Source organism: Streptomyces sp. NEAU-W12, assembly GCF_026242095.1.
Lineage (GTDB): Bacteria > Actinomycetota > Actinomycetes > Streptomycetales > Streptomycetaceae > Streptomyces.
The window spans coordinates 76,769-98,665 of sequence record NZ_JAPJDM010000018.1; the positions used below are offsets into that span (position 1 = coordinate 76,769).

The 21,897-nt window shown below is 69.6% G+C and carries 21 protein-coding genes and 4 pseudogenes; 13 read left to right on the forward strand and 12 right to left on the reverse strand.

Annotated elements, in window-relative coordinates:
- Window positions 1-343: 343 nt before the first annotated feature.
- Complete coding sequence (locus ORI94_RS22585) at window positions 344-1,693, forward strand: phthiocerol/phthiodiolone dimycocerosyl transferase family protein (protein WP_266078558.1); 1,350 nt, start codon at window positions 344-346, stop codon at window positions 1,691-1,693.
- 62 nt (window positions 1,694-1,755) lie between these two features.
- On the forward strand, window positions 1,756-2,274 hold the full coding sequence (locus ORI94_RS22590; RefSeq protein WP_266078560.1) for an RNA polymerase sigma factor: 519 nt from the start codon (window positions 1,756-1,758) through the stop codon (window positions 2,272-2,274).
- Window positions 2,275-2,333: 59 nt separating this feature from the next.
- Here ORI94_RS22590 and ORI94_RS22595 read toward each other — a convergent pair whose 3' ends face one another.
- The 3 genes from ORI94_RS22595 to ORI94_RS22605 form a co-directional block, all read right to left on the reverse strand.
- Window positions 2,334-2,879, reverse strand: coding sequence for a helix-turn-helix transcriptional regulator (locus tag ORI94_RS22595; protein WP_266078562.1), 546 nt, complete (start codon window positions 2,877-2,879; stop codon window positions 2,334-2,336).
- 721 nt (window positions 2,880-3,600) lie between these two features.
- Window positions 3,601-3,924, reverse strand: coding sequence for a hypothetical protein (locus ORI94_RS22600; protein ID WP_266078564.1), 324 nt, complete (start codon window positions 3,922-3,924; stop codon window positions 3,601-3,603).
- 849 nt (window positions 3,925-4,773) lie between these two features.
- A complete protein-coding gene (locus ORI94_RS22605; protein ID WP_266078565.1) occupies window positions 4,774-5,091 on the reverse strand; it encodes a DUF6404 family protein in 318 nt (105 codons plus the stop codon).
- Between the two features lie 348 nt (window positions 5,092-5,439).
- On the opposite strand from ORI94_RS22605, the gene ORI94_RS35360 reads away from it, so the two are divergent.
- Window positions 5,440-5,778, forward strand: coding sequence for a transposase family protein (locus ORI94_RS35360; RefSeq protein WP_323056080.1), 339 nt, complete (start codon window positions 5,440-5,442; stop codon window positions 5,776-5,778).
- The gene (locus ORI94_RS22610) at window positions 5,687-6,010 is read left to right on the forward strand and encodes a DUF4259 domain-containing protein (RefSeq protein WP_323056079.1); all 324 of its coding nucleotides are present in this window, start codon (window positions 5,687-5,689) and stop codon (window positions 6,008-6,010) included. Before ORI94_RS35360 ends, ORI94_RS22610 begins: the two co-directional genes overlap by 92 nt.
- Before the next feature lie 1,556 nt (window positions 6,011-7,566).
- On the opposite strand, the pseudogene ORI94_RS22615 reads toward ORI94_RS22610, so the two are convergent.
- Together ORI94_RS22615 and ORI94_RS22620 are read right to left on the reverse strand one after the other, a co-directional pair.
- Window positions 7,567-7,723: pseudogene (locus ORI94_RS22615) on the reverse strand (IS110 family transposase); the annotation flags it as partial.
- A 13-nt stretch (window positions 7,724-7,736) separates the two neighbouring features.
- Window positions 7,737-7,898 (reverse strand): hypothetical protein, encoded by a 162-nt coding sequence (locus tag ORI94_RS22620; RefSeq protein ID WP_266078566.1) that lies wholly within the window; start codon window positions 7,896-7,898, stop codon window positions 7,737-7,739.
- 197 nt (window positions 7,899-8,095) lie between these two features.
- On the opposite strand from ORI94_RS22620, the gene ORI94_RS22625 reads away from it, so the two are divergent.
- A complete protein-coding gene (locus ORI94_RS22625; RefSeq protein ID WP_266078567.1) occupies window positions 8,096-8,701 on the forward strand; it encodes a hypothetical protein in 606 nt (201 codons plus the stop codon).
- Window positions 8,702-8,838: 137 nt separating this feature from the next.
- Here ORI94_RS22625 and ORI94_RS22630 read toward each other — a convergent pair whose 3' ends face one another.
- The 3 genes from ORI94_RS22630 to ORI94_RS22640 are packed head-to-tail and all read right to left on the reverse strand — an operon-like array spanning window position 8,839 to window position 10,441.
- Window positions 8,839-9,732 carry a potassium channel family protein gene (locus ORI94_RS22630; protein ID WP_266078569.1) on the reverse strand — a complete coding sequence of 298 codons (894 nt, stop codon included), beginning with the start codon at window positions 9,730-9,732 and terminating at the stop codon, window positions 8,839-8,841.
- Window positions 9,729-10,016, reverse strand: coding sequence for a hypothetical protein (locus tag ORI94_RS22635; RefSeq protein WP_062192492.1), 288 nt, complete (start codon window positions 10,014-10,016; stop codon window positions 9,729-9,731). Before ORI94_RS22635 ends, ORI94_RS22630 begins: the two co-directional genes overlap by 4 nt.
- On the reverse strand, window positions 10,013-10,441 hold the full coding sequence (locus ORI94_RS22640; RefSeq protein WP_266078574.1) for a DUF1622 domain-containing protein: 429 nt from the start codon (window positions 10,439-10,441) through the stop codon (window positions 10,013-10,015). Before ORI94_RS22640 ends, ORI94_RS22635 begins: the two co-directional genes overlap by 4 nt.
- 171 nt (window positions 10,442-10,612) lie before the next feature.
- Here ORI94_RS22640 and ORI94_RS22645 point away from each other — a divergent pair.
- Window positions 10,613-10,806, forward strand: a pseudogene (locus ORI94_RS22645) (IS5/IS1182 family transposase); the annotation flags it as partial.
- A gap of 379 nt (window positions 10,807-11,185) precedes the next feature.
- Here ORI94_RS22645 and ORI94_RS22650 read toward each other — a convergent pair.
- Complete coding sequence (locus ORI94_RS22650; protein WP_266078576.1) at window positions 11,186-12,325, reverse strand: PucR family transcriptional regulator; 1,140 nt, start codon at window positions 12,323-12,325, stop codon at window positions 11,186-11,188.
- An 86-nt stretch (window positions 12,326-12,411) separates the two neighbouring features.
- Here ORI94_RS22650 and ORI94_RS22655 point away from each other — a divergent pair, with 86 nt between their 5' ends.
- Together ORI94_RS22655 and ORI94_RS22660 are read left to right on the forward strand one after the other, a co-directional pair.
- Window positions 12,412-13,467, forward strand: coding sequence for a ferredoxin reductase (locus ORI94_RS22655; protein ID WP_266078578.1), 1,056 nt, complete (start codon window positions 12,412-12,414; stop codon window positions 13,465-13,467).
- A gap of 7 nt (window positions 13,468-13,474) precedes the next feature.
- Window positions 13,475-14,593: a fatty acid desaturase family protein gene (locus tag ORI94_RS22660; RefSeq protein ID WP_266078580.1), complete on the forward strand. Its 1,119-nt coding sequence runs from the start codon at window positions 13,475-13,477 to the stop codon at window positions 14,591-14,593.
- A 627-nt stretch (window positions 14,594-15,220) separates the two neighbouring features.
- Here ORI94_RS22660 and ORI94_RS22665 read toward each other — a convergent pair.
- Entirely contained in the window at window positions 15,221-16,513 is a 1,293-nt protein-coding gene (locus ORI94_RS22665) for a cation:proton antiporter (RefSeq protein ID WP_266078582.1), read from the reverse strand.
- 654 nt (window positions 16,514-17,167) lie between these two features.
- Here ORI94_RS22665 and ORI94_RS22670 point away from each other — a divergent pair.
- Window positions 17,168-17,335 (forward strand): annotated as a pseudogene (locus tag ORI94_RS22670) (universal stress protein); the annotation flags it as partial.
- Between the two features lie 190 nt (window positions 17,336-17,525).
- Here the strand turns inward: ORI94_RS22670 and ORI94_RS22675 are convergent.
- Window positions 17,526-17,693 carry a hypothetical protein gene (locus ORI94_RS22675; protein WP_266078714.1) on the reverse strand — a complete coding sequence of 56 codons (168 nt, stop codon included), beginning with the start codon at window positions 17,691-17,693 and terminating at the stop codon, window positions 17,526-17,528.
- A 42-nt stretch (window positions 17,694-17,735) separates the two neighbouring features.
- Between ORI94_RS22675 and ORI94_RS35595 the strand changes: the two are divergent.
- The 4 genes and pseudogenes from ORI94_RS35595 to ORI94_RS22690 all read left to right on the forward strand — a co-directional run.
- Window positions 17,736-17,900 (forward strand): annotated as a pseudogene (locus tag ORI94_RS35595) (hypothetical protein); the annotation flags it as partial.
- A 13-nt stretch (window positions 17,901-17,913) separates the two neighbouring features.
- Window positions 17,914-18,273 carry a Na+/H+ antiporter NhaA gene (locus tag ORI94_RS22680; protein ID WP_266078584.1) on the forward strand — a complete coding sequence of 120 codons (360 nt, stop codon included), beginning with the start codon at window positions 17,914-17,916 and terminating at the stop codon, window positions 18,271-18,273.
- Window positions 18,228-19,247, forward strand: a complete 1,020-nt coding sequence (locus ORI94_RS22685; RefSeq protein WP_266078586.1) for a TerC family protein — start codon at window positions 18,228-18,230, stop codon at window positions 19,245-19,247. Before ORI94_RS22680 ends, ORI94_RS22685 begins: the two co-directional genes overlap by 46 nt.
- A gap of 267 nt (window positions 19,248-19,514) precedes the next feature.
- Window positions 19,515-20,444: an ATP-binding protein gene (locus ORI94_RS22690; RefSeq protein WP_266078588.1), complete on the forward strand. Its 930-nt coding sequence runs from the start codon at window positions 19,515-19,517 to the stop codon at window positions 20,442-20,444.
- A 93-nt stretch (window positions 20,445-20,537) separates the two neighbouring features.
- Here the strand turns inward: ORI94_RS22690 and ORI94_RS22695 are convergent, their stop codons facing one another.
- Entirely contained in the window at window positions 20,538-21,383 is an 846-nt protein-coding gene (locus ORI94_RS22695; RefSeq protein ID WP_266078590.1) for an RNA polymerase sigma factor SigF, read from the reverse strand.
- Between the last annotated feature and the right edge of the window lie 514 nt (window positions 21,384-21,897).

Below are 21,897 nucleotides of genomic sequence, written 5' to 3' on the forward strand. Positions count from 1 at the left end.
AAGGAACGGTCGCGCGCCGAGGGCGTGGGGTCGGCACGACCCCGCCGCCGACCCTGCAAGTGTCCTCAGGATGCGACGGGGCGGCGAAACCGATCAAGCCCGGACCGGCCTCACGGCGAGAGTTTAGGTATTTCCCTGAACTGTCCCGGAACCGGGATAGCACCGGCTCCGGTCAACCTTTAGGGGATTCCCGAAACTTTCGCCCGGCTCCCTGTTCCAGGTGGATTCGCCGGTGCCCGGCATTGCATTCTCGAACGGGCGTCGGACTTGCGCGGCCCCGGTGGTGACAGGACGTCACATGCTGTGAACCAGGAAAAGAGACCAACGGAAAGAGGTGGGCGGCATGCACCGTGTGTTGTGTCCGGTCGAGACGCTGTACGTCGGGCAGCGAAGCAGAGCAGTGCTCTCCTGCGCCTTGCGCGGACGGGTGGACGTCGGTGCGCTGTCGACGGCGTTCGACGCCGTCACGCAGGCCCACCCGACTCTGCGCACGCGCATCATGCCGGATGGTCAAGGCTTCGTCCTGCAACTCCTCACCGAGGACGAGCGGCCCCGGCTGATCACCCGCACCGGCGGCGAGGAGGCCTACGCGGCGGAGCTCAACACCCCCCTGCCGGTCGGGGGTCCGCTCAGCCGCGCGGTCCTGGTCAGCACACCGGAGGGCGACCGCCACCTGTTCGTCCTCGTCGTGGACCACACCGTCACGGACGGGCACAGCAGCATCACCCTGCACAACGCCGTCTGGGACCACTACCGCGCCTTGGTCGAGGGCCACGAGAGCGAGGAGACGGTGGTCACTGCCGGCGCCGCCCCAAGTGATTCCGGCGACGGCCCTCAATGGCCGCAGCCGGTCAGCCGGTTGCTGCCCGACGCCGACCCGACGGCCACCGCCGCCTACCTGGAGCGGCGCGTCGAGGAGACACGGCGGCACCCCGTCGAGCTCGTGCCCTACGACGTGCCGGGCCCGGCCGCCCCCAGCACCGGGCAGAACACGGCAGCGGCCGGTGACATCGACATACAGCGGCTGGCCCTCGACGAGGAGCTCACCGCCCGGCTGCGTCGGACCGCGCGTCAGGCCGGCGTGTCCGTGCACTCCCTCGTCGCCGCCGCGCTCCTCACGACGGCACGGCATCGTCTGGGGGGAGACGGCCCCCGCACCCTCGGCTGCCTGTCCCCCGTGGACCTGCGGTCCCGGCTGTCCCCGCCGCTGCCCGCCTCGGTCATGGTGTCGGCCGTCACCACCCACCTGCAGACCCTGGACGTCGCCACGGACACCGACCCCATGGCACTGGCCCGTACCGTTCACACCCGGCTGGGCGACTTCATCGCCCGCGCCGACCACTACCACGAGATGCGGATCACGCCGGAGATCCCCCGCAATCCGGCGTTGCAGCTCGCCACCGTGATCGCCACGAACATGGGAGTGGTGCCCGGCCCCCGGCTGCCGACCGGGCTGCACGTCACGGACATCCGGCTGGTGCCCGCGCGCGAGCACTACTTCCCGCAGGCGGGCCGCAGCCCCGTCATGGCGTGCGTCGTCTCCTTCGAGGGGCGGCTCGCCATCGAGTTCCCCCACTCCACCGCCTGCTTCAGCCCTGCCTTCATGCAGGCGTTCCGCGACAACGTCCGCACCGGGCTCCTCGCCTTCACGGACGCCGCCGAGTCCCTGCCCGCGCTCGCGCCCGCACGGTGAGGACGGCCACCCCGGCCCACCGCGCACGACCGCACCGGCTGCCACAAGGAGCACCCCACCGCATGAGCACCCTCGGCCAGACACCCGCGCCCCTCGCACTGCTGCCCCGAGCCCAGGCCGGCGACGAGCAGGCGATGAACCACCTGCTGACCGGAATCACGCCGTACGTGGCCCGTTTGTGCCGGTCCGTCACGCACGACGACGGCGCCGACGCCACCCAGGAGGCGCTCCTGGCCATCTACCGCGGGCTGCGTACCCTGCGCGAGCCGGACGCCTTCTACGGCTGGGTGCGTGCGGTGACGCTTCGCGAGGCCATCCGCACCGTGAAGCGGACGGGTTCGGAGGGCACCTGCATGCGGGTCGACTCGGGTCCGGAGGTGAACCCGCTGGACGCCGTGCACATCAGCGACGTCCTGGAGCGGCTCTCCCTCTCCCACCGGCAGGTGCTCACCCTGCGCGCCTACGGACTCACCGAGGAGGAGATGGCGCAGACCCTTTCCTTGCCGGTGGGGACGGTCCGCTCCCGTCTGCACCGGGCCCGCCGCCGGTTCCGGGAGGCGTGGCTGCCTTCGGCGGCGTAGGCGGCCGACTCCGCCCGCCCCGGGGCGGGCGCCTCGGCGAGAGCGGAACCGCAGGGCGGTTACTCCACGAACTCGGGGAGGACGCGGGGGGGCCACTGCCCCCCGGCGAACATGCCCAGCCCGTGGGCGCGCGCCACGAGTGCGGGACGGTTGGAAGCGTCGAACCTGCGCAGCAGGCGTCCCACGCGGTACTCGACTCCCTGGCGGCTCATGTAGAGAGTGCTGGCCAGCTGCGTCGTCGACGCGCCGCCCGCGACCCCCTCGAGAACCCGTGCGTCGAGTGCGCTGAGCGTCTGCTCGCCCTGCGGTTCCGAGGGATCCGGCTCTTCACCGTGGCCGAGGAGGACGACGAGTCCGGCGGGACCGTCCGGGCCTGCGACCGCTATGGCGGTCAGGGTGGCGCGGAAGGTCCGGCCGGTGCCGTCCCGTCCGGTCACCCGTTCCGTGAACCAGCCGAACCGACCCTCGCAAAGACCGGTGAACCGGTGCCGCAGGCACGCGGGGGACCGCGCGAGCAGGAGGTCGCAGAGGTTGTGGCCACATATCTCGCCCGGGCTCAGCCCGAACCGGTCGGCGAACTCCGCCTCCGCGGCGGTGATGGTCATGTCCCGGGGCGACAGATGGGCCGTGTGCAAGCGGCGTCGACGAGTACCGGCGGTGTCCTGCGGTAGAGCCTGCGAAGCGGCCCTGGCGGCGGCCTTTCTGTCGCCGGGGGAGCCGTGGGAAGCGGCGATGCTCGTGGTGACCACGGACGTACCGTCTTTCTGTGCACATGAGGGGGGTGCGATGCCCCGCGACCGATGAACAACGTTGTCAGGCCCGGTTTCCCCCTGGAGATGTCCGACCGGGGTGCTCAGGGGCTACCAGCTGCGTACCCGCCAGGGCCGCTGGATCGGTCGCCGTGGCCTCGGAGGCGGATGCCGTGACCATCGCTGCGGTCGATCTCCGTACTGAGCCCGACCGGGCGCAAGGGAGCACAGGAACCTCCAGAAGCGAGACGCGATCACATCGGGACGGCACCTTGGAGACTAAAGCCGGGGAAGATCGTTGACAAGAGTTTGCCTGACTGATCCTTCGATTTACCAACGATTCATCAGGGTGCACTTTCAGCCGCCTACGGACCGACGCCCAGATCGCGAGGAGGGCACCATCCGGCGAAACGCAACGGTCGAGCCGGAGTGCCGTGCGCCTGCAGATGTTTCGATCACGTTGCAGACGGTCCGTGAAATACGGGTGGTTTCCGCAGGTTGCCCGCGAACCGCACGGAAGGGAGCCGATCGGTCAGCAGTGGACAACCCGCACCCGCTCCCCCGCAGCATGACGACCTCAGCTCTGCGCATCCGCATCGAGGTACGCGAGCCCCTGCTCCCAACGCCGACGGCGTTCGTCCTCGGGCTGGTCCCACCACGGGGTGCCGCGCTCCCCCAACGCGACCTTTGCCCGGTTCACCCGTGCGCGCGCCGTCCGTTCGGCCTCCGGGTCGCCCGCGGTCGTCGCGGAGCGCACCGCGCGACGGGCCGACATGAGGTGACGCCGGAGACGGGCGGCGATCTCCTCGGGAACGGACGGATCGGTCGCCCGCCACTTCCGCCCCTTGACGACGACGAAGTGTCCGTCAGGGGTCTTCTCCGGTGGCCGGTGCGCTTCCACACGGACAATTCTGTCCGCTCGGGCTCGCCCCCCGCAGCCGGCGCGCGGAACCTCATCGGCCGGTCACAGCGTCGTCGGCCGCGCCCTGGCCGGCCGGCAGGCCCTCACCAACGGGCGCGCACCCGTGGACAGGCTGGTCGTTCTCCGCCGGGTGGGCCGCTCAGAGTGAATACGGAAAGAGCTCATTGTGCGGGTGAAGGCGGAACTCGGGCTGGTGCCGAGCCAGGCCCGGTCACGCTTCTCCGACATGATCCACAAACCGGGTAGGGGACGAAGAGACGAAGGGTGTGGGCGTCGGCGGAGCTGGAGAAAACAGGGCCGGAGGTGCGTTCCGGGCGCCAGATCAGGAAGGTGCCTCATGAACGCGAAGCCGTCGGCCTCCGGACTCTCCAGGGGCGACACGTTCCCGCGAGTGACAGCGTCGCCGGAGGTGACCCGGGCCGCGTCCTTCGACGCGTTCGGGCTGCCGCCGGACCTGGAGGAGACAAGGGGACGGCTAAACGAGCTCGTGCACGGTAAGCGGTGAAGTGTCGAGCTCGTTAGGGCTTGTCGCAGGCGGCTGCGGAAACACCCGCACCGGGGCTACCTGACCCCGTTGGAGATCAGGCAGCGACACGAGCAAGGACACGCCCTCGCGGCGTAAGTAGCGGGGCGGTGCCCTCGGCCAGTGACAACCGGCTGGTCGGCGCCCCGCCACCCGCGAAGGGCGGCAGGTTGAAAGAAAGGCCGTCAGCCGGCCTTGGCTGGCTGTTCGGCCCGGGTGGAGGGACCCGCCAAGGCCGGCTGACCCGCGCACGTCCCACCGGCCGGGGGGACGGAGACTGACCGCCCCTTCGGGCCCCGACCCTCTCAAGATCCGTCCCATATTCCCAGGCGCTTGAGCCGACGCTGACGGAGCCGCTCTGAGGCGGCTGTGAAGAGGCTGAAGATCAGCCCCATGAGCAGCCCGCCGATCACGGCGAGCAGGAGGTTGTTGGGCTCCTCCTCGTCCGACACCAGCCAAAAGAAGAGCCCGAAGAAGATCGCGGGGGGCAAGGCCACGCACAGACCAGCTTTGATCGGGTGTCGGCCCACCCACTTCTGGAACCGAGTCGGACGCCGTTGCCCACCCAGGGCCCTGTCGAGAGCCCAAAACGCATCAACCAGAGACCGCCACCATTTCGCCACGGCAGAAGGATAGGGCAGCCGATCGGCTGTTCTATGGGCAAGGCTTCATGGCTGAGTAGCGGACTGTCTGCCGCCGCCTCAGAGGCTGACGTCATTTCTCGGGCCCTGGCTCAACCTCTGTGACGCGGCCACTCGGAGTGGCGGTCGAGCCTTTTGGAATCGTACGAGAAGTCGCCCGAAAGTGGTCCGTAGACCGGGCAGTTGGGCCGACGGTTCGGGGCCGTGGAAGAGGTCGTACTCCGGCTGAAGGAGTTGTTGTTCCCGTCGGTCGCGGACGTTGCCGTGCTGTCGGTGGACGGGAGCATCGAGAAGGTGTGCGTTGATGCGCAATGCATCGCGGACGGCGCCGTGTGTCCGGTCTGCGGGGTCTGGCCGAACCGGGTTCATGATTCCTGCCTGCGGTTTCCCGCTGATGTTCCGAGCGGTGGCCGAAGCGTCGTCCTCCAGCTGAGGGACCGTCGGTTCGCCTGCGGGAACTCGGGCTGCACACGGCGTACCTTCGTCGAGCAGATACCCGGCCTGGCACTCCGACACGGTCACGGGCCGTCAAGCAGCTGGCCGAGGCTGCGGCCCCGGAGGAACTGTTCACCGGCCAGTGGCAGGACCGACCTTCGCCAACTCTCTCGACGCCGCCAAGCCCGAGGAACGCGAGGCACTGATCCGTGGCGTCCTCACGCGCACCGTTGATGCCACCGGCTGGCTCACCGAAGGAGAAGAAGCGGTGGCCGCAGCCGCACTGATTGCGGCGCAATGCCCTGGCGGCGGCCCGATCGACACACCGTACGGCCCTGAAGAACCCATGCCCGCCTTCCCTGACGATCTCCGGACGCTCGCGGACAAGGCCCTCCCCCGCATCGTCAACGACGAGGCCGGGCCGGCCTCGGACTGGGTCGACCCGGAAGACCGGAAGCAGTGGTGAGTCGACCTCAACCGCCTGCGCACAGTCCTTGCTCCGCCATCACCGTCCGTCCCGCTGTTCGATGTCGAGCAATGACAGAGCGTCACCCGCCACAAGACCCGAGCCAGAGCCAGGGGTGAAGTCACTTGTCGGTGGGTGGGGGGCACTGGGGTTCTTGCCAGGGCAGCGTCGAGGTGCTCCTGGTGGAAGGTGCTGGTCATGCCGCGGATGTCGAAGGTCGAGCTTGAGCGCAGGCCGGCTTCCCACGCGAGAAACCTCTGCGGACCTTCGACTTCGACGCCAACAGGCAGTCGGGCGCGTCCCAAACCGGACCAGTGCGTGGCGCAGGGCCTCGAGAGCATGGCTGCATCCTTGATGGGGCGGGATGTCGGTGGCAGAGGGGTGACACAGTCCCAGGCTGTTCGCGGAGCAGTTGCCCCCCGGCACTGGAGGATCGAGCCGGGCGATGAGGGTACGGCTGCCCCGCTGGAGTGTTTCGTCAGGGTCGATGCTCTGGAACTGCCGCCGCGTCGGGGATGGGCCAGTTGCTCGCGGAGCGGGGGTAGGGCTGCGGCCGCAAGGGGCCCATGCGGTCCGGGCAGGCCACGCCGTGGTTGGCCGTCGCGGAGTTCTGGGCCATGGCCTGCAGCAGGGCGTCCAGGACAACCGGGGCCTCGGCCTGGCCGCCGATCTCCCAGAGCGCGGCCGCGCAAGTGCACCCGAACCCATTCGTAGTCGTGCGTCAGGAGGCTGGGCAGGCGCGGCAGTGCGGCGGAAGCGGGCGGACCTCTCTCGCCGAGTAGATCGGCAGCGTCACTGATCCGGAAGGTGATCGAGGCGTCGAGGAGGCCAAGCAGGAGCGGCGTGACCTCGGCCAGGTCGCCGGCGACGGCCCACAGCGCGTCGGTGACGGCAGGGCGTACGTGCGCGTCGGTGGCGGTGGTCGGCGACCGGATCGTCTCCCGTGCGCCGGTCGCCGCCGGGCCGGACGCCCCGAGTGCCTTCAGGGCTGATCGCGTGACGCTGTGCTGCTCATGGCGCTCCGCGGCGCCGAGCGTGTCCGCCACCCCGGGGACCGCGGCCGGGTCGCCCAGCGCGGTCAGGATCGCGTTGGCGCTCATCTCGGTCCACTGCTGGGAGGGATCGATCCGCCGCAGGTGGTCGCAGAGCCGGGGCACCAGCGGGTCCGCCGCCTGCGGCGGATGCCCTGCGACCTGGATCGCACGCCAGGCGTCGACGTCGCTGCCCAGCGCGGTCAGCAGACTCGGCAGGGCGCGTGCGTCGCCGAGGCGCGCCAGGGCCCGGGCGGTTTCTTGGTGGCTCCTGTGTAACAGCGTCTGCGGTGCGGCCCCTACGTGAGAGCCGTGCGCCGCGCGTTGGGCGTCGATGTGCGCGGCGGGTGCTTCCCGGGCCGGGGCGGCAGGACTCCAGGACGGCCGCGGCGGCGGCCTCCTCATCGGATGTGGTGAGCCGGTCGGCGAGCAGCGGGAGGAGGCGGGTGTGGTCCCCGTGCCAGGTGCGCATCAGATCCCCGCTCATACGGACCGCGTCCGGACGCGAGCCGGGCGCGAGCCGGGGTCGAAGCCGGCCGGCATGGTCAGCTCCGCGGTGGCCTCGTCGGTCAGGTCCGTCGAGGGTGCGCAGGGTGTGGGGCATGGTGCGGGCGGCGCCCGCGAGGACGGCCGCGTCTTTCGCGTCGGTCTTGGCCTCACCGGGGTAGAGGTCGGCGATCCGCAAGGGGCAACAGTCATGCCGGGCCCGGAGGCCAGCGGCCCTCTTGCAGGACCACGAAGAAGACAACGGGGAAGGTGAAGTCTTCCCGGCAGACGTCCAGGAACGCATCACGGGCGGCCACCACGGCCTCGGCACGCATGCCCGGTTTCCGTACGCCCAGCGTGTGCCCAGCCAAGCTGACGGCGTAGATCAGACCCGCCCGAGCAGCGGGACGACACATGAGTTCAGTCTCGGTAAGGCGGGCCGTGGTGGGCGTCTTGCACGTTTACCCGGGGAGTGCGGTGGAAGAGTTGTTTTCGGCGACCGGCCGGACGAGTCGTCGGCGGGGCGGCCGATTCTCCTCGACCGCCTGAACCGAACAGGAGCCCGCTGTTGCGCCTCTACGCCCAGACTCCCGCACGCCGGAACCGTCAGGTGCTCGTGGATCTGACCGCCGTAACCCTGATCGCTGTCGCGGTGTGGGCGGCCTTCTTCGTCCGCGACACGATCATGCTGCTGGCCGAGCCGGGGCAGAAGGTCGAGAGTTCCGGAGACGGCCTCGCCGAGGAACTCGGTAACGCCGGGGACGCGGCGTCGAATGTACCGTTCGTCGGCGATGTCCTGGAGAAACCGCTCCGGTCCGCGGCCGACGCCAGTACCGGCTTTGCGGATGCCGGTGCATCGCATCAGGAGACCGTCGCCCAGGTCGCCGATGTGGCCGCCACGACTCTCGCCGTCGTCCTTGTGCTTTTCATCCTGGTGCTGTGGCTTTTCCCGCGCCTGCTCTGGATTCGCAGCAGCATGACCGTCCGTCGTCTCGCCGATGCGCCGGGCGGTGCCGACCTGCTCGCCCTGCGTGCTCTCGTCGGCCCGTCGGCCGTCCTCGTCAAGCTGCCGACCCCGCCCGGCGGTTTCGCCGACGCCTGGCGCCGGGGTGACCAGGAGACCATCGCCGCCCTCAGCACAGTCGCCCTCGCGCATGCGGGCCTGCGTCGCTGACGGACGCTTCCGAGGAGGTCCTCGGTGGGCAGCCGCCGGCCGGCGGAGCCGGCGCGCCGAGACCGGTCGTCGGCACCTCGGACGGGCGGCCGTTCCCGGGCGGGACGTCCGACCCGGACCATGTCCGCCTTCGCCTGTCAGTTCCCGGCCGGCCGACTGCCCCGGTCGTGGTCCACCGCATAGGCGTGCAGCACCGCCACAGCCTGGTCGTTCTTCAGGCGGAGGAACTGCCGGTTCAACACCACCGCGAGGTCGTCGAGGGCCCGGCCGAGCATGGCGGCGGCCGTGCGGACCTCGGCGCGGGACGATGTCTGTCCCTGAAGGGCCAGGTCGGCGGCGTAGCCGGCCATGGCGGCGAGGGACGTGTCGTCGTGGCCGTCGTGGAAGTAGTAGGTCTCGGCGTGCTGGGTGAGATCGACCCGGACCTGGATCACGTCCGCGGCCAGGCTCGTCAGCAGGCCGGCCGTCGTCACCGGGTCCAACCGGTCGGCGGGAGGTTCGGCGCGGCGCAGCAACGCCAGACGCAGGGCGAGGGTCCTGCGCCGGGTGAGTGCGGGATACACCTGGGAGATCCAGGAGACAACGGCCGTGAGCAGGGTGAACCCGAGGACCGCCTCGAGGGGGGCGGCGATGCGCAACCACCCGTCGGCCGGGACGATGTCACCGAACCCGAGGGTGGCCACCGTGACCGCGGACAGGTAGACCGCGTCGAGGAAGCCCGCCCGTTCTGCCGTATTCAGACTGGCGCCGTAGGAGAATCCGCTCGGCAGATGAGGCCAGTAGATCAGCGCCCAGCCCAAGATGATCGCCATCGTCCACAGGGCGGCCACCAGTGCCAGTGCCAGGGGACCGGTCACCGCGGCGAGGCGTCCGTCGGCACGGCCGGCCAGCCGCCACAGGCCCGCCGTCAGCCACCGGCTCACCTCCCCCCGCCCCGACGGCTGCCACAGAGTCCGGAACACATCCCGCAGTACGGCCACAACGAGCCCCGCCCCGGCCAGCGAGACGAGCCAGCCCACACCCCCGCTCACCTCTGGACCTCCGGATTGGGCACACCAGGGACCGGCACGCCGCCGCGCCGACCGACGGCCAGGCCCACGCTGATCAGCTTGCGCAGCGCGATGAGGGCGGCCGCGAGCAGGATGCCGTCCCAGGACAGGTCGCCGGCGAGACGGACGAGACCGGCGGCGACCAGGAAGTCGAGCAGTACCGCCACAGCCGAACCGGCGCTGCGTACCATTCGGTAGGCCGCCACGGCGGAGAGGACTCCGCCCGCGGTGATCAGCACGGCGGCCGGCTCGAGCCATCCGTTCATGTCTGCTCCCCTCCGCCGTGCCGCGACTGCGGCCGGGTCTGCTCCGGGGACGATCCGGCGTTCTTCAGTTCGGCGTTCTCCTGCGCGATCTCCCGGCCGAGGAAGTAGTTCAACGCTGTACGGATGGCCGCGATGGCCGCCAGCTGGCCGATCTCGGTGAAGCTCGGCGCCACCGCCGTGCGCAGCACATCACCGGCCAGCTGGAACTCCAGCCCGAGAACCAGGAAGCGCCCCAGCCGCAACCGGATCCGGTTGAACTCGGCCCCCTGGCCCCGACCGCGCACCCCGGAGGACACGAACTGCCAGAACGCCCAGACGGCCCCCGCAAAGATGACCACAGCGCCGGCCGACTCGATCAGACGTACAAGGAAGCCGATCACATCACGCAGCGCGGACTCCGGCAGCAACTCCAACGACAAGGGCATGACCCCGCCAGTACCCGCACACAGCTGCTCAATACCGGCTGGCCTATGAGGCAGGAGGCCTGCGCCGTCGGCGCGCAGACCGGGAGGGCGTATGGACAATCAGTCCTCTTGGGGTGAACCGGCACTGGAGGTTGTCCCGTAACTGCCGGCCAGAGGTGAGATGATCTTGACGTGGCTGGTGTGGTCACGGCGTCGGAGCCCTCGTGCATAGGCCCGTTCACCGGGCTGAGCCCTCGGCAGTTCAACAAGCTGGTCACCACGTGGAGCGCGAGGGAGCCGATCCGGTCCGCAAGGGCCGGCCGTGGTCGCTGCCGCTTCAGGACCGGGTGCTGCTGGTGACCGCGTACTGGCGCACCAACCTCACCAGTGGTGGTCCCCGGCGCGGGCGGCCCGGCCCGGCCGTCCCGCCGGTCACCCAGCTGCAGCCCGCCCCGCGCGCCCGTGGGTCGGCTCGTGCCAGAACAGCGCCCCCCCACGACGCCGTGAAAGCCGTCTTCCAGGGCGCAGCGGACCAGCTCACCGACCAGATACCCGATGAGCGCGTCGACGAGCGGGCCGGTGCGCATCGTCCCCCGGATCCAGTCGAGCCGTATCCGCCACCGCGCTTCTCGGAGACAGCGCCCCCGACGGGCTTCTCGAGGTCTTGCCTGGTCTTCACATCAACCCCTGGTCTCCACTGGCTCATACCGCTCTTCCCCGGGCCGTATGAGCCAGCTGATGGCACCGAGAACGAGGCAGTACTGGTCAGCTGACCCGAAGACCGACCGCCAGCGTCAGTTCAAGGACCCGGTGCGGCGATGCGAGATCCGGAAACAGCTCCCGCAGCTGCGACATCCGGTACCGGACTGTCTGGGGATGGACGAACAACGCCGCCGCCACCTCGTCCCGCCTGCCCTGGTGCAGCAGCCACGCCCGCAACGTCTCCTCCAGCCGCCGTGCGGTCGCGACAGGCAAGGTCCGCAACGGTGCGAGGGCTCGGGCACGCAGGTCTGCGAACGCGTCCCCGTCGGCGCTCAGCACCAGCTCGGGCAGGTGGTCCTCGGTGTCGCGAATATCGGAGGAGAGGGAGCGCGCGCGTACGGCTCGTGCGTACGAGGCGGACGCACGAGTCCAGGGCCGGGCCGGGCCGACCACGGCGGTGCGGTCGGTCAACTGCCGCAGGAGATGTGATCGGTCCGCATCGGGGACGAGCAGCACACCGGTGGCGTCCGGCAGATCGTCGAGGACGAGGGTGCTCGGGTCGAGCGCGCGGTAGGCAGGCCGGGCCTGGGCGGCGGGCAGCAGGACCGCGGTCAGCGAAACCGGAGGCTGCCACCCGGCCCGTTGGACAGAGGCCAGCAGCACGTCCGGGCTCGCGCCGGCGAGGAGGTCGCGGGCCAGGTGTTCCAGGTGGCGCTCGTGGGCCCTGCCCCGGGCGGCCAGTTCGTCGGCGTGGCCCGCGGCGCTCGCGGCGGAGAGCTCGTCGATGTAGGCGAAGGTCAGCTCGGCGAACTTGGCGATTTCGGCGGCGGGCAGACCCGCGGGTACGGCACCCGCCGCCAGGCATCGCCAGGCCACGCGGGCGCCGACGCGGTAGGCGCTGAGTAGGGCGTCCATCGAACGGCCGTCGCGGACCTCGCCGCGGCCCAGCTCGTAGGCTGCGTCACCGGCGTCGCCGCCTGTGGCGTTCCCGCTCGCGAGGTCCAGGTAGTGCCCCAGAGCGGTACGGACGGCTCGGCGGATGGTGGCGCCCATGTGGCCCGAAAGGGCGTTGGCGTAGGGAGGGACCTCGTCGATGATCGCCTGGACGACCTCGTCGGCGGTGGTCTTCAGCGCGGCCCGAAGTGCGGTGACCGTCGTCTCATCCAGGGCCAGTTCGCTGGCCCTTTGGATTGCATGGTTCACGTTTTGTTCCCTGCGAACAATTCTGTCGACCAGATTTACGTCCTGCGGTCAGGACTTTACGCCCTGAGGCGCAGCAAGCTGGAGTCATGACGAGTGCAGCCCTGCGAAGCAGGGCGTGGAAACTGCTGGAGATGGTCACGACGCCGCTGCTGCCGTCGGACTACCTCGACCTGGTCAGCCCGCTGCGTGCGGGCGCTGACCTGCGGGGGCGCATCGAGGCCGTGCACCCCGAGACGAGTGACGCCGCGACCGTCGTGATCAGGCCGGGACGGGGCTGGCGCGGCCACACAGCCGGTCAGTACGTGCGGATCGGGGTCGACGTCGACGGGGTGCGCCTGTGGCGTGCCTACTCCATCACCTCGCCGACAAACCGCCGGGACGGCCGCGTCACGATCACCGTGAAGGCGATCCCGGACGGCAAGGTCAGCAACCACCTGGTCCGCAGGGCGAAACCGGGCACGCTGATCCAGCTCGACCAGGCGACCGGTGACTTCGTGCTGCCGCAGGCCAAGCCCGCCAAGGTGCTCTACCTGACGGCCGGCAGCGGCATCACGCCCGTGATGGGCATGCTGCGCGACATCGAGTTCGACGACGTCGTCATGGTCCACTGCGCGCCACAGCCGCAAGACGTGATCTTCCGCGACGAAATACACGACCTGGTCGCGGACAAGAAGCTGCGGCTCACCGAGGTGCACACCGACGCAGACGGCATGCTCGACATCGCCCGTCTCGACGAACTCGTGCCCGACTGGGCCGAGCGCGAGACCTGGGCTTGCGGGCCCGCGGGCCTGCTGGACGCCGCCGAAGAGCACTGGGCCGGGCACGGCGTACGAGAGCGCCTGCACACCGAACGCTTCCGCCCCAGCATCGTCGTCGCCGGCGACGGCGGCGAGGTCACGTTCAGCGCCACCGGCAAGACCGTCGACGCGGACGGCGCCACGCCGTTGCTGGACATCGGCGAGGAGGCCGGCGTGCTCATGCCCTCCGGGTGCCGCATGGGTATCTGCTTCGGCTGCATCACGCCGCTCAAGGCGGGCGCCGTCCGCGACCTGCGCACCGGCGAGATCACCGAGGCCGAGCCGGGCGTCCTCATCCAGACCTGCGTGTCCGCCGCGGCGGGCCCCTGCGACATCGAACGGTAGGAGTACCTTGACCGCCATCGACCCCACCGCCCACCTGACCGCGGAGCAGATCGAGGAGCTTGGCCGCGAGCTGGACGCGATCCGCGACGAGGTGATCGCCAGCCGCGGCGAGAAAGACGCCGCCTACATCCGCAAGGTCATCTCGGCGCAGCGCAAGCTCGAGCTGGTCAGCAGGGGCGTGCTGCTGTTCTCGATCTTCCCGCCCGCGTGGCTGCTCGGCACCGCCGGTCTGTCCGTGGCGAAGATCATGGACAACATGGAGATCGGCCACAACGTCCTGCACGGCCAGTGGGACTGGATGCGGGACCCGAAGATTCACTCCACCACCTGGGAGTGGGATCACGTCTCGCCGTCCGAGCAGTGGAAGCACTCGCACAACGAGCTGCACCACACGTACACCAACGTGATCGGCAAGGACAACGACCTCGGCTACGGCATCATGCGCGTCGACGAGGACCAGAAGTGGCACCCGTTCCACCTCGGCCAGCCGCTGTGGAACTTCATCAACGCCTGCTTCTTCGAGTACGGCATCGCAGCGTACGACCTGGAGCTCGGCAAGAACCTGCACAAGCGCCGCCGCAAGGACCCGGAGTTCCGCGCGCGGGCCAAGGCCGTGGGCCGCAAGATCCGCAAGCAGGTACTCAAGGACTACGTGATCCACCCGCTGCTGTCGGGCCCGTCGTTCCTCACCACGCTCGCCGCCACGTTCACCGCGAACCTGGTCCGCAACATCTGGTCCCACTCGGTGATCATGTGCGGACACTTCCCCGAGGGCGTGCAGGTCTTCGAGCGCCGGTCGATCAAGGGCGAGACGCGCGGCCAGTGGTACCTGCGCCAGATGATGGGCTCGGCGAACATCAGCGGCAGCAGGGCCATGCACTTCATGACCGGCAACCTGTCGCACCAGATCGAGCACCACCTGTTCCCGGACCTGCCGAGCAACCGGTACGCCGAGGTCGCGGTGAAGGTGCGCGCGCTGTTCGAGAAGTACGAGCTGGAGTACGTCACCGGGCCGCTGCCCAAGCAGGTGCTCTCCGCGTGGCGCAAGGTCTTCCGGCTCTCGCTGCCGAACAAGAAGCCCAAGGTCAAGACGCCAGACCGCGAGCAGGAGCTCGTCGCGGCCTGATTCCCGGGGTCGGGGTCGTGGCCGGGCCGACCACGCTGGACAAGGGGGCCGGGTCTGACCCTTGCGGCCCGATTCATCCCATCCGGACGGAGGAGAGAGTTCTCCGTCCTCTGTCCACAGGCTGACGGGCCGACCCCGCTGGGACATCGCCGTGGTCGGCACGGCGACCGTACGTCAGGAGCTGCCGGTCTCCCCCATCGCTACCTCGCTGCCCCCGCACCCGGTCCGGCTCGGCTTCGACACAACGGACACCTCGACAGCTGCATCGGTCTTCGAAACAGCCCCGAGCACGCCCGCCGATCAAGCCGGCGCACCGGGAAACTCCGAGATCCCCGGCAGAGTCAAGCTAAGCGATCTCCCAGTCCTGGCGTGCCAGGTCGGTGTCGAGCAGGGCATCGAGGGGGTCGGTCGCCCGTAGCCGGGTGCCTGGCAGCGCGGCCAGTGAGCGCCCTGTTGCAGGGTCCGCGACTTCGTGAGCGCTGTCTCCTGCAGAACCATGGAGATCCGTGCACGGTGAGCAGTGGCGGCATCGGTGGATGTTGAGCGATGACTGGTCCTCCGCGACTCGGTTGGTAACGGTGAGTTGCAGTAGGTATCAGTGGGTGCGTGAGCAGCGGCCGATGTGCATCACTGCTGCTTGCGCGTCATATGCCGTCGCGTCGCGGGGGGCGTGGCGGCAGTCCGCAGCCGGTCGAGCCGGGCGACGACCGGACCTGCTGTGACGCCATGCAGCACCACCGAGGCGAGCACGGTGAACGTCACTACCGCCCATAGCTCCCGCGCCGGCACCGGGAAGTCGTGTTGTCCCAGACCGTAGGCGAGGTAGTACAGCGAACCGATGCCTCGGATGCCGTAGCCCGCGACAACCCAACGTTCCTTGGCGCGCATGGGGCTCCCGAGCAGCCCGGCCCACCCGGACAACGGCCGGATCACCAGCAGGAGCACCAGCGCGGTGACAGCGCCCTGCCAGGTCAGAGAGGCAAGGCCGCCCAGCGCGATGAAGGCGCCCAGCAGAAACAGCAACGTCGCGGTGAACAGGCGCTCAATCTGTTCCACGAAGTCGTGGAGGATGTTGTGGAAGCCGTGGGCGCGTTCGGCCGCCCGGATCGCGCAAGCGGTGGTGAACACGGCGAGAAAGCCGTAACCCCCTATCAGCTCGGTCACCCCGTAGGACAGGAAGGTGGCACCCAGCGCGACGAAACCGTCCCGGTGTTCGGACATGCGCAACACCGGCGAGCGGGCCCGGAAGAACAACCAGCCGAGCAGCCGGCCGACGAGCAACCCGCTCAGGACACCCACGGTGCACTTGAAGGCGACGTCCTCCACCGCCCAGGCGCCGACCCAGGCGACCGACCAGCCGCTTCCCGCGGCAGCGGCCAGCGCGACAGCCGCGTACGTCAGGGGGAAGGCAAGCCCGTCGTTGAGGCCCGCCTCGCTGGTGAGGGCGAAGCGCACCTCGTCCTCGTCGTGCTCGTCCTCGGTGGGCTCACCGACCCGCACCTCCGAAGCGAGCACCGGATCAGTCGGGGCGAGGACGGCGGCCAGCAGCAGGGCGGCGGCCGGCGGCCAGTCCAGCAGCCACCACGCCACAAGGGCGGTGCCCACGACGGTCAACACCATCGTGACGCCCAGCAGCCGCCAGGTCGTGCCCCACCGACGCCGGCCGACGGGTCGGTTGAGCGCCAGCCCGGCGCCCATCAGCGCGATGATCACGCCGATCTCGGTGATGTGTTCAGTCAGCTGCCGGTCTTCCACCGGATCGATCACAGGCAGCGGCAGGGGCAGCAGGTACACGCCGACGCCAGCCACCAAGAACATCAGGGGCATCGAGAGCGGACGTCCGGCCACCACTCTGGGGAGCACTGCCGCAAGCAGCGCTCCGGCTCCCAACCACGCGAACACCGCATCGGCGATTGTCACTGCGCTGCGCTTGTCCTTCCTTCGCACCACCCTGTGGCCCCGCGCTCATGCCGCACGGAACCGCGGCCAACTGTCTCCGAAGATCACATGCCCGCAGGAAACCGGCGCGATCTTGATCCCAGCCCGCATACCCACTATTTCAGCGGCACAGCACTACGCGACGGACGCCGCCTGCCGGCAAACCCACGAAGCGGCGCCAACACCTGGTTCCAGAAGGGAAACGCGGCTATCCGCCGGACTACTCGGAACACCCGATCGGCGGCAGACGTATGGGTGCCGGCATCGGCGACGACCAAGGGATGCCGCCGACGTGCTCTCCGCCTCGGCGGGCCGGTAGTGGGGCCAAACCGGGCGGGTGGAAGGACCACGGCCACACGATGATCCCCTCGATGGCCCATGGCCGACGTCAGCCGTGCTCCATGACAGGCGCTCGGCCAGTACAGGGCGAGGAAGAATCCCGCGGTCCCGACGGCACCCCACGGTCTCCGGCGGACCGACACGGTGACGGATCGTGGGCGGCCCGTTGAGGCAGGCGCAGCGGAAGGGGATGCTGCTCCGCTCGGCGGGCTGGGCGGGCTCGGCGCCTCCGTGCGCGCCGCGCCACGGCGCTTTCTCACCGGGCGGATCACCGAGTTGGCCGGACGGTACCCGGCGGTGGGTGTCGGCCTGCGTATCGACTGGGGAGCGCATCCGGCGACGAACTTGACGGAGCTGTCCAGGAAGGCGGACCTGCTCGTCGTCGGATCACGGGGCCGAGCGCGACTGCGCAGGCTGCTTCCCGGCTCGGTCAGCAACGATGTCCCGCACACGGCCCTGTGCCTCGTTGCCGTCGCTCCGGGACCAGCGAAGCAAGGATGGGCGCACCTGGGCAGCCCGGGGGCATCCGCCGCCGAGCCGCCGACGACCCGCCGGCACGGCTGGTATCCCTCGGGGCGAGTGGTGGCGCACGATCCGCCCCGTTCGCCGGTCGGCGCGGCGTCGGTCACCACCCACCCAGGAGTCGTGCGGGCGCTCAGCCGTGTCGGCTGCCGCCCCTGCGAAACCGCAGCGCAGTATAGGCGAGTGCGCAGACGAAGACCACCACGCCGATCACGAGCAGGTACAGCAACCCCTCGATCACGGCACCGGCGATACCCAGGACCACTGCCACGAGGATCAGGAACAGCAACAAAGCCATCATGACCGCCTTCCGTGATACCGTCGTGCCTGATTTGTGGCTTTGATGCCGACTTCCCTCTTTCTCTCGGTTGATGCCACCCCTCGTGCTGCTCATCCGGGTCGTCGTCGGCCCAGCTCCGGACGCACGCTGATACAGCCGGCCAGCGCGTTCCTGGTGGTTCCGCTTTTCGCGGTGGCTGACGCGGGGGCCGACCTACGCGGCGGCGCGCCCGGCGACGCCTTTGGCCGACCGGTGGCCTGGGCGATCACCACCGGTCCCCTCCTCGGTAAAGGTCGCCGGCGTCGATGGGGTCGCCCATCCGGCGCGTCGGCTGGGCTGGGGAACTCTGCCCACGGACATGCACCGCCGCGAGACCCTCGGCGCCGCCGTACTGGGCGGTATCGGGTTTACGGTGTTGCTGTTCATCACCGACCTCGCCTTCACCGACGCCGCCCTGATCGGCCAGGACAAGGTCGGTATCCTCACCGCCCCGGCCGACACCGCCACCACCTCGCCGCCGAACGAGGACCGACCCGGAAACCGATTGGAGGACCGGTGCTGGACATCAGCGCACTCACCTGGGCCGTCACCATCGCCCTGATCCTGGGGCTGCTCGCCGTCGACCTGATCCTGGCCGCCGCGCGCCCCCACCGGGTCGGCTTCGGCGAGGCCACCGCCTGGTCGGTGTTCTACATCCTGGTCGCGGTGGGCTTCGGCGTCTGGTTCGCCGTGCGATACGGCGGAGAATCCGGCACCGAGTACTTCGCCGGCTACATCGTCGAGAAGAGCCTGTCGGTCGACAACCTGTTCGTCTTCGTCATCATCATGACCACCTTCGCCGTGCCGGAGGAGCACCAGCACAAGGTGCTCACCTTCGGCATCGTGCTCGCCCTGGCCATGCGCGCGGTCTTCATCCTGCTCGGCGCCGCCCTGCTGGCGCTGTTCTCGCTCATGTTCCTGCTGTTCGGCCTGCTGCTGATCTACACGGCCGTGCAGCTGTTCCGGCACCGCGACGAGGACCCCGACATCGACGACAACGTCATGGTCAAAGCCGCCCGCCGGCTCCTGCCGGTCACCGGCGACTACGTCGGCGGCAAACTCACCACCCGCATCGACGGACGCCGGATGGTCACCCCGCTGTTCATCGTCCTGCTCGCCATCGGCAGCATCGACCTGCTCTTCGCGCTCGACTCCATCCCCGCCGTGTTCGGGGTCACCCAAGAGCCCTACATCGTCTTCACCGCCAACGCCTTCGCCCTGCTCGGCCTGCGCGCCCTGTTCTTCCTCGTCAAGGGACTGCTGGACCGGCTGGTGTATCTGTCCGCCGGACTGTCGCTGATCCTCGCGTTCATCGGCGCCAAGCTCATCCTGCACTGGGCGCACGTCGACCTGCACGAGGGAGTCCCCGAGATCTCCACCCCCCTCAGCCTCACCGTGATCGCCCTCGTCCTCGCAGTCGTCACCGTGGCGAGCCTGATCAAGACCAGGCACGACCCGACCGCCAAGGCCCACCCCGGCTCACTGCGCGCACATCCCCCCAAATCCGCGGACTCCGACCAGGACGCCGCACGATGAACCGCACCCGTCCGGGGCTCGGGCCAGCTGGACCCTGTCGGCGTACACGTGAACGTGAACGTGGCCAGTGAGGTACAGCGATACGTCCCCACCCTGAAGGTAGCCGTGTGCAGGTCAGAGAGCCGGGGCCACCTGTTTCCCAGGGTGCGGGACACGACGGTCAGTCAAGGGCGCCCTACGGGCGTCGTCACGGGATGGGGCTGCGCCGCCCCGTACCGCCCGCCGGGTCCCGAGGCTGTCAGAGAGGGGTTCGCCACCGCCCAGCAGATGGATCTGTCCGTCACGAGCCTGCGGTGGAGCGAAACCGACCGGCTCGTGATGCTGGAGTCGACGGGCGACCTCCCGCCGCTGACCATCACCTGGACCACCAGGTGCGCACCCACCTGCAGTCCCGGCAGCACCACGTTGTGGACCAAGCAGCCGATCAGCGTGGGACAGCGGCTGGAGAAGACGTACACGATCTCCGACACACCCACGACAACGTACGACTACCTCGACGTGACCTACGAGCTCGACATCGACGCCCCCAACGCCGATCAGCTCACACCCCCGATCAGCTGGGACTCCGAAGCACGCCGCGACGACAAGCTCTCCATGGAAGAAAGCGGATCACCGGCGCCGGCAGCGGCTCCGTGCCGGACAGCAGGACCGGCGGCGCCCATGAACAGGACGGCAGCGGGTAAGCGAAATCACGCGATAACGACGCCTTGCGATGAAAAGACAAGGAACAACCCACGGGAAGATTTTATGGTCATCCAGCTTAAAAATCGGGCACCGGATGAGCAGGGGTCTGCAGCACCCCTGCGATACAGCGCCGCCTGGGACACCGCAGACGCACCGATCGCTGAAGCCCGAGCGGCCGTACGCACGCTGCTGGCCCAGGCCGGCCACGACCCCGGCCGCAGGCCGAGCCAGGACGCCCAGCTCATCGTCAGTGAGCTGGTCACCAATGCGCTGCGTCACGCCCCCGGTCCGGGCAGCCTGGCGTTGGAAGTGGCACCCGACGCCGCCCTGCTGCGCATCACCGTGAGTGACAGTTCCCCTCATCCGCCCGAGCTGCGAGCACACGACGCCCGCCGCGTCGACAAACACGGTCTGCACCTGGTCACCCAGCTGTGCGACCAGGTGCACACCATCGCCCGGGAAACCGGCAAGCAGGTGGTCGCCCACTTCCACCTGCGCAGACTTGCCGACTAGCCGGCGGCTGCGGCAGCAGCGCAGGCCCGAAGATCCGGGAAGCCGCCGGCCCACCGGCGGACGGCTGCGTCCCCGCCGTACTCGGGCGCCCTCTCAGCGACTGGTGAGCAGACCTTCCCGCAGCCGGACGAGCGTACGCGACAGCAGCCGGGAGACATGCATCTGGGAGACGCCCAGGCGCTCGCCGATCTGGGCCTGAGTGAGTTCTTCCACGAACCGCATGTGGATGATCTGCCGGTCCCGCTCATCGAGTTCTGCGATCAGCGGGGCCAGGGCGTGGAAGTCCTCCACCAGTTCCAGAGCCTGGTCCTGGACGCCGATGAAGTCCTGCAGCGCGGCTTCGCCGCCCTGGCCGGCGCCGATGGTGGCGTCCAGGGAGGAGGAACTGTAGCCGTTCGCGGCGAGGCGGGCCTCCCGTACCTCTTCCTCGGGAAGGCTCATCAGCTCCGACAGTTCCTTCACCGTCGGGGTACGGCCCAGGCGGCTGCGGAGCTCCTCGGTGGCGCGCGCGAGCTGGACGCGGGCTTCCTGGAGCCGGCGCGGAACGTGGACGGCCCAGGTGGTGTCGCGGAAGAACCGCTTGATCTCGCCGACGATGTAGGGGATGGCGAAGGAGGTGAACTCCGCCTCCCGGGACAGGTCGAACCGGTCGATCGCCTTGATCAGACCGATCATGCCGACCTGGACGATGTCCTCCATCTCCTGCGGCCCGCGGCTGCGGAAGCGGCCGGCCGCGAAGCGGACCAGGGACATGTTCATCTCGATCAGCGTGCCGCGCGCGCGGCTGTACTCCGGCGTGCCCTCCTCAAGCACCGCCAGCCGGTCGAAGAACAGCCGGGACAGCTCGCGGGCATCCCGGGGCGCCACCTGAGCGGGGTCGGCAACCTCCGGCAACTGGTGCGCCTGCGTGTTCGCTGCCGTCACCTTCATGAGCGCCATGACATACCCCTCCCGGCGTCGAAGCCCACCGTGCAGTCGGCCGAACGCAGCCGACGCCGCCTCGCGGATACCCCCTCCTGTTGCATCCATGCCTGCGCTCGCACGGACGAAGCAAGAACCACACGTGCCGAGCGGTCCGGCGCCCGAGGTGGCCGGTCCAGTGGCACCCCGGGCATATCGCACGACAGAACGGCATCACGGCCGCTGGATTCACAGGGCGGGACCGGGCGCGCCGCGCTTCTCACCCCTGCCCTGTGCGGCGCCGAGCCGGACCTCGCCGGTGGATCCGGAGTGGTCTGCCGGGCGACCCGGCCGGCGTCGACGAGGTGCCCGGCTCCCGAGGCGGTCCCGGTCGGGCAGGCACGCTGGAGACCGGCAGCGCCCATCGGCCGGCAGGCGGGGGTGCGCAGGCCGTCGTCATGCGCGAAGGTCCCGGCAAGACGGCCGGACCTCTCCCAGCCGGTGGCGCCCGCGGACATCAGAGTCAGAGGGCCGGGCCCCCGCGCGGTCTGGC

Bases quoted from the DNA above. Each gene is read 5' to 3' on its own strand.
- ORI94_RS22590 (WP_266078560.1), top strand. From the start codon at position 1,756: ATGAGCACCCTCGGCCAGACACCCGCGCCCCTCGCACTGCTGCCCCGA.
- ORI94_RS22635 (WP_062192492.1), bottom strand. From the start codon at position 10,016: ATGAACGGATGGCTCGAGCCGGCCGCCGTGCTGATCACCGCGGGCGGA.
- ORI94_RS22640 (WP_266078574.1), bottom strand. From the start codon at position 10,441: ATGCCCTTGTCGTTGGAGTTGCTGCCGGAGTCCGCGCTGCGTGATGTG.
- ORI94_RS22585 (WP_266078558.1), top strand. From the start codon at position 344: ATGCACCGTGTGTTGTGTCCGGTCGAGACGCTGTACGTCGGGCAGCGA.
- ORI94_RS22655 (WP_266078578.1), top strand. From the start codon at position 12,412: ATGACGAGTGCAGCCCTGCGAAGCAGGGCGTGGAAACTGCTGGAGATG.
- ORI94_RS22675 (WP_266078714.1), bottom strand. From the start codon at position 17,693: ATGATGGCTTTGTTGCTGTTCCTGATCCTCGTGGCAGTGGTCCTGGGT.
- ORI94_RS22690 (WP_266078588.1), top strand. From the start codon at position 19,515: ATGGATCTGTCCGTCACGAGCCTGCGGTGGAGCGAAACCGACCGGCTC.
- ORI94_RS22595 (WP_266078562.1), bottom strand. From the start codon at position 2,879: ATGACCATCACCGCCGCGGAGGCGGAGTTCGCCGACCGGTTCGGGCTG.
- ORI94_RS22695 (WP_266078590.1), bottom strand. From the start codon at position 21,383: ATGGCGCTCATGAAGGTGACGGCAGCGAACACGCAGGCGCACCAGTTG.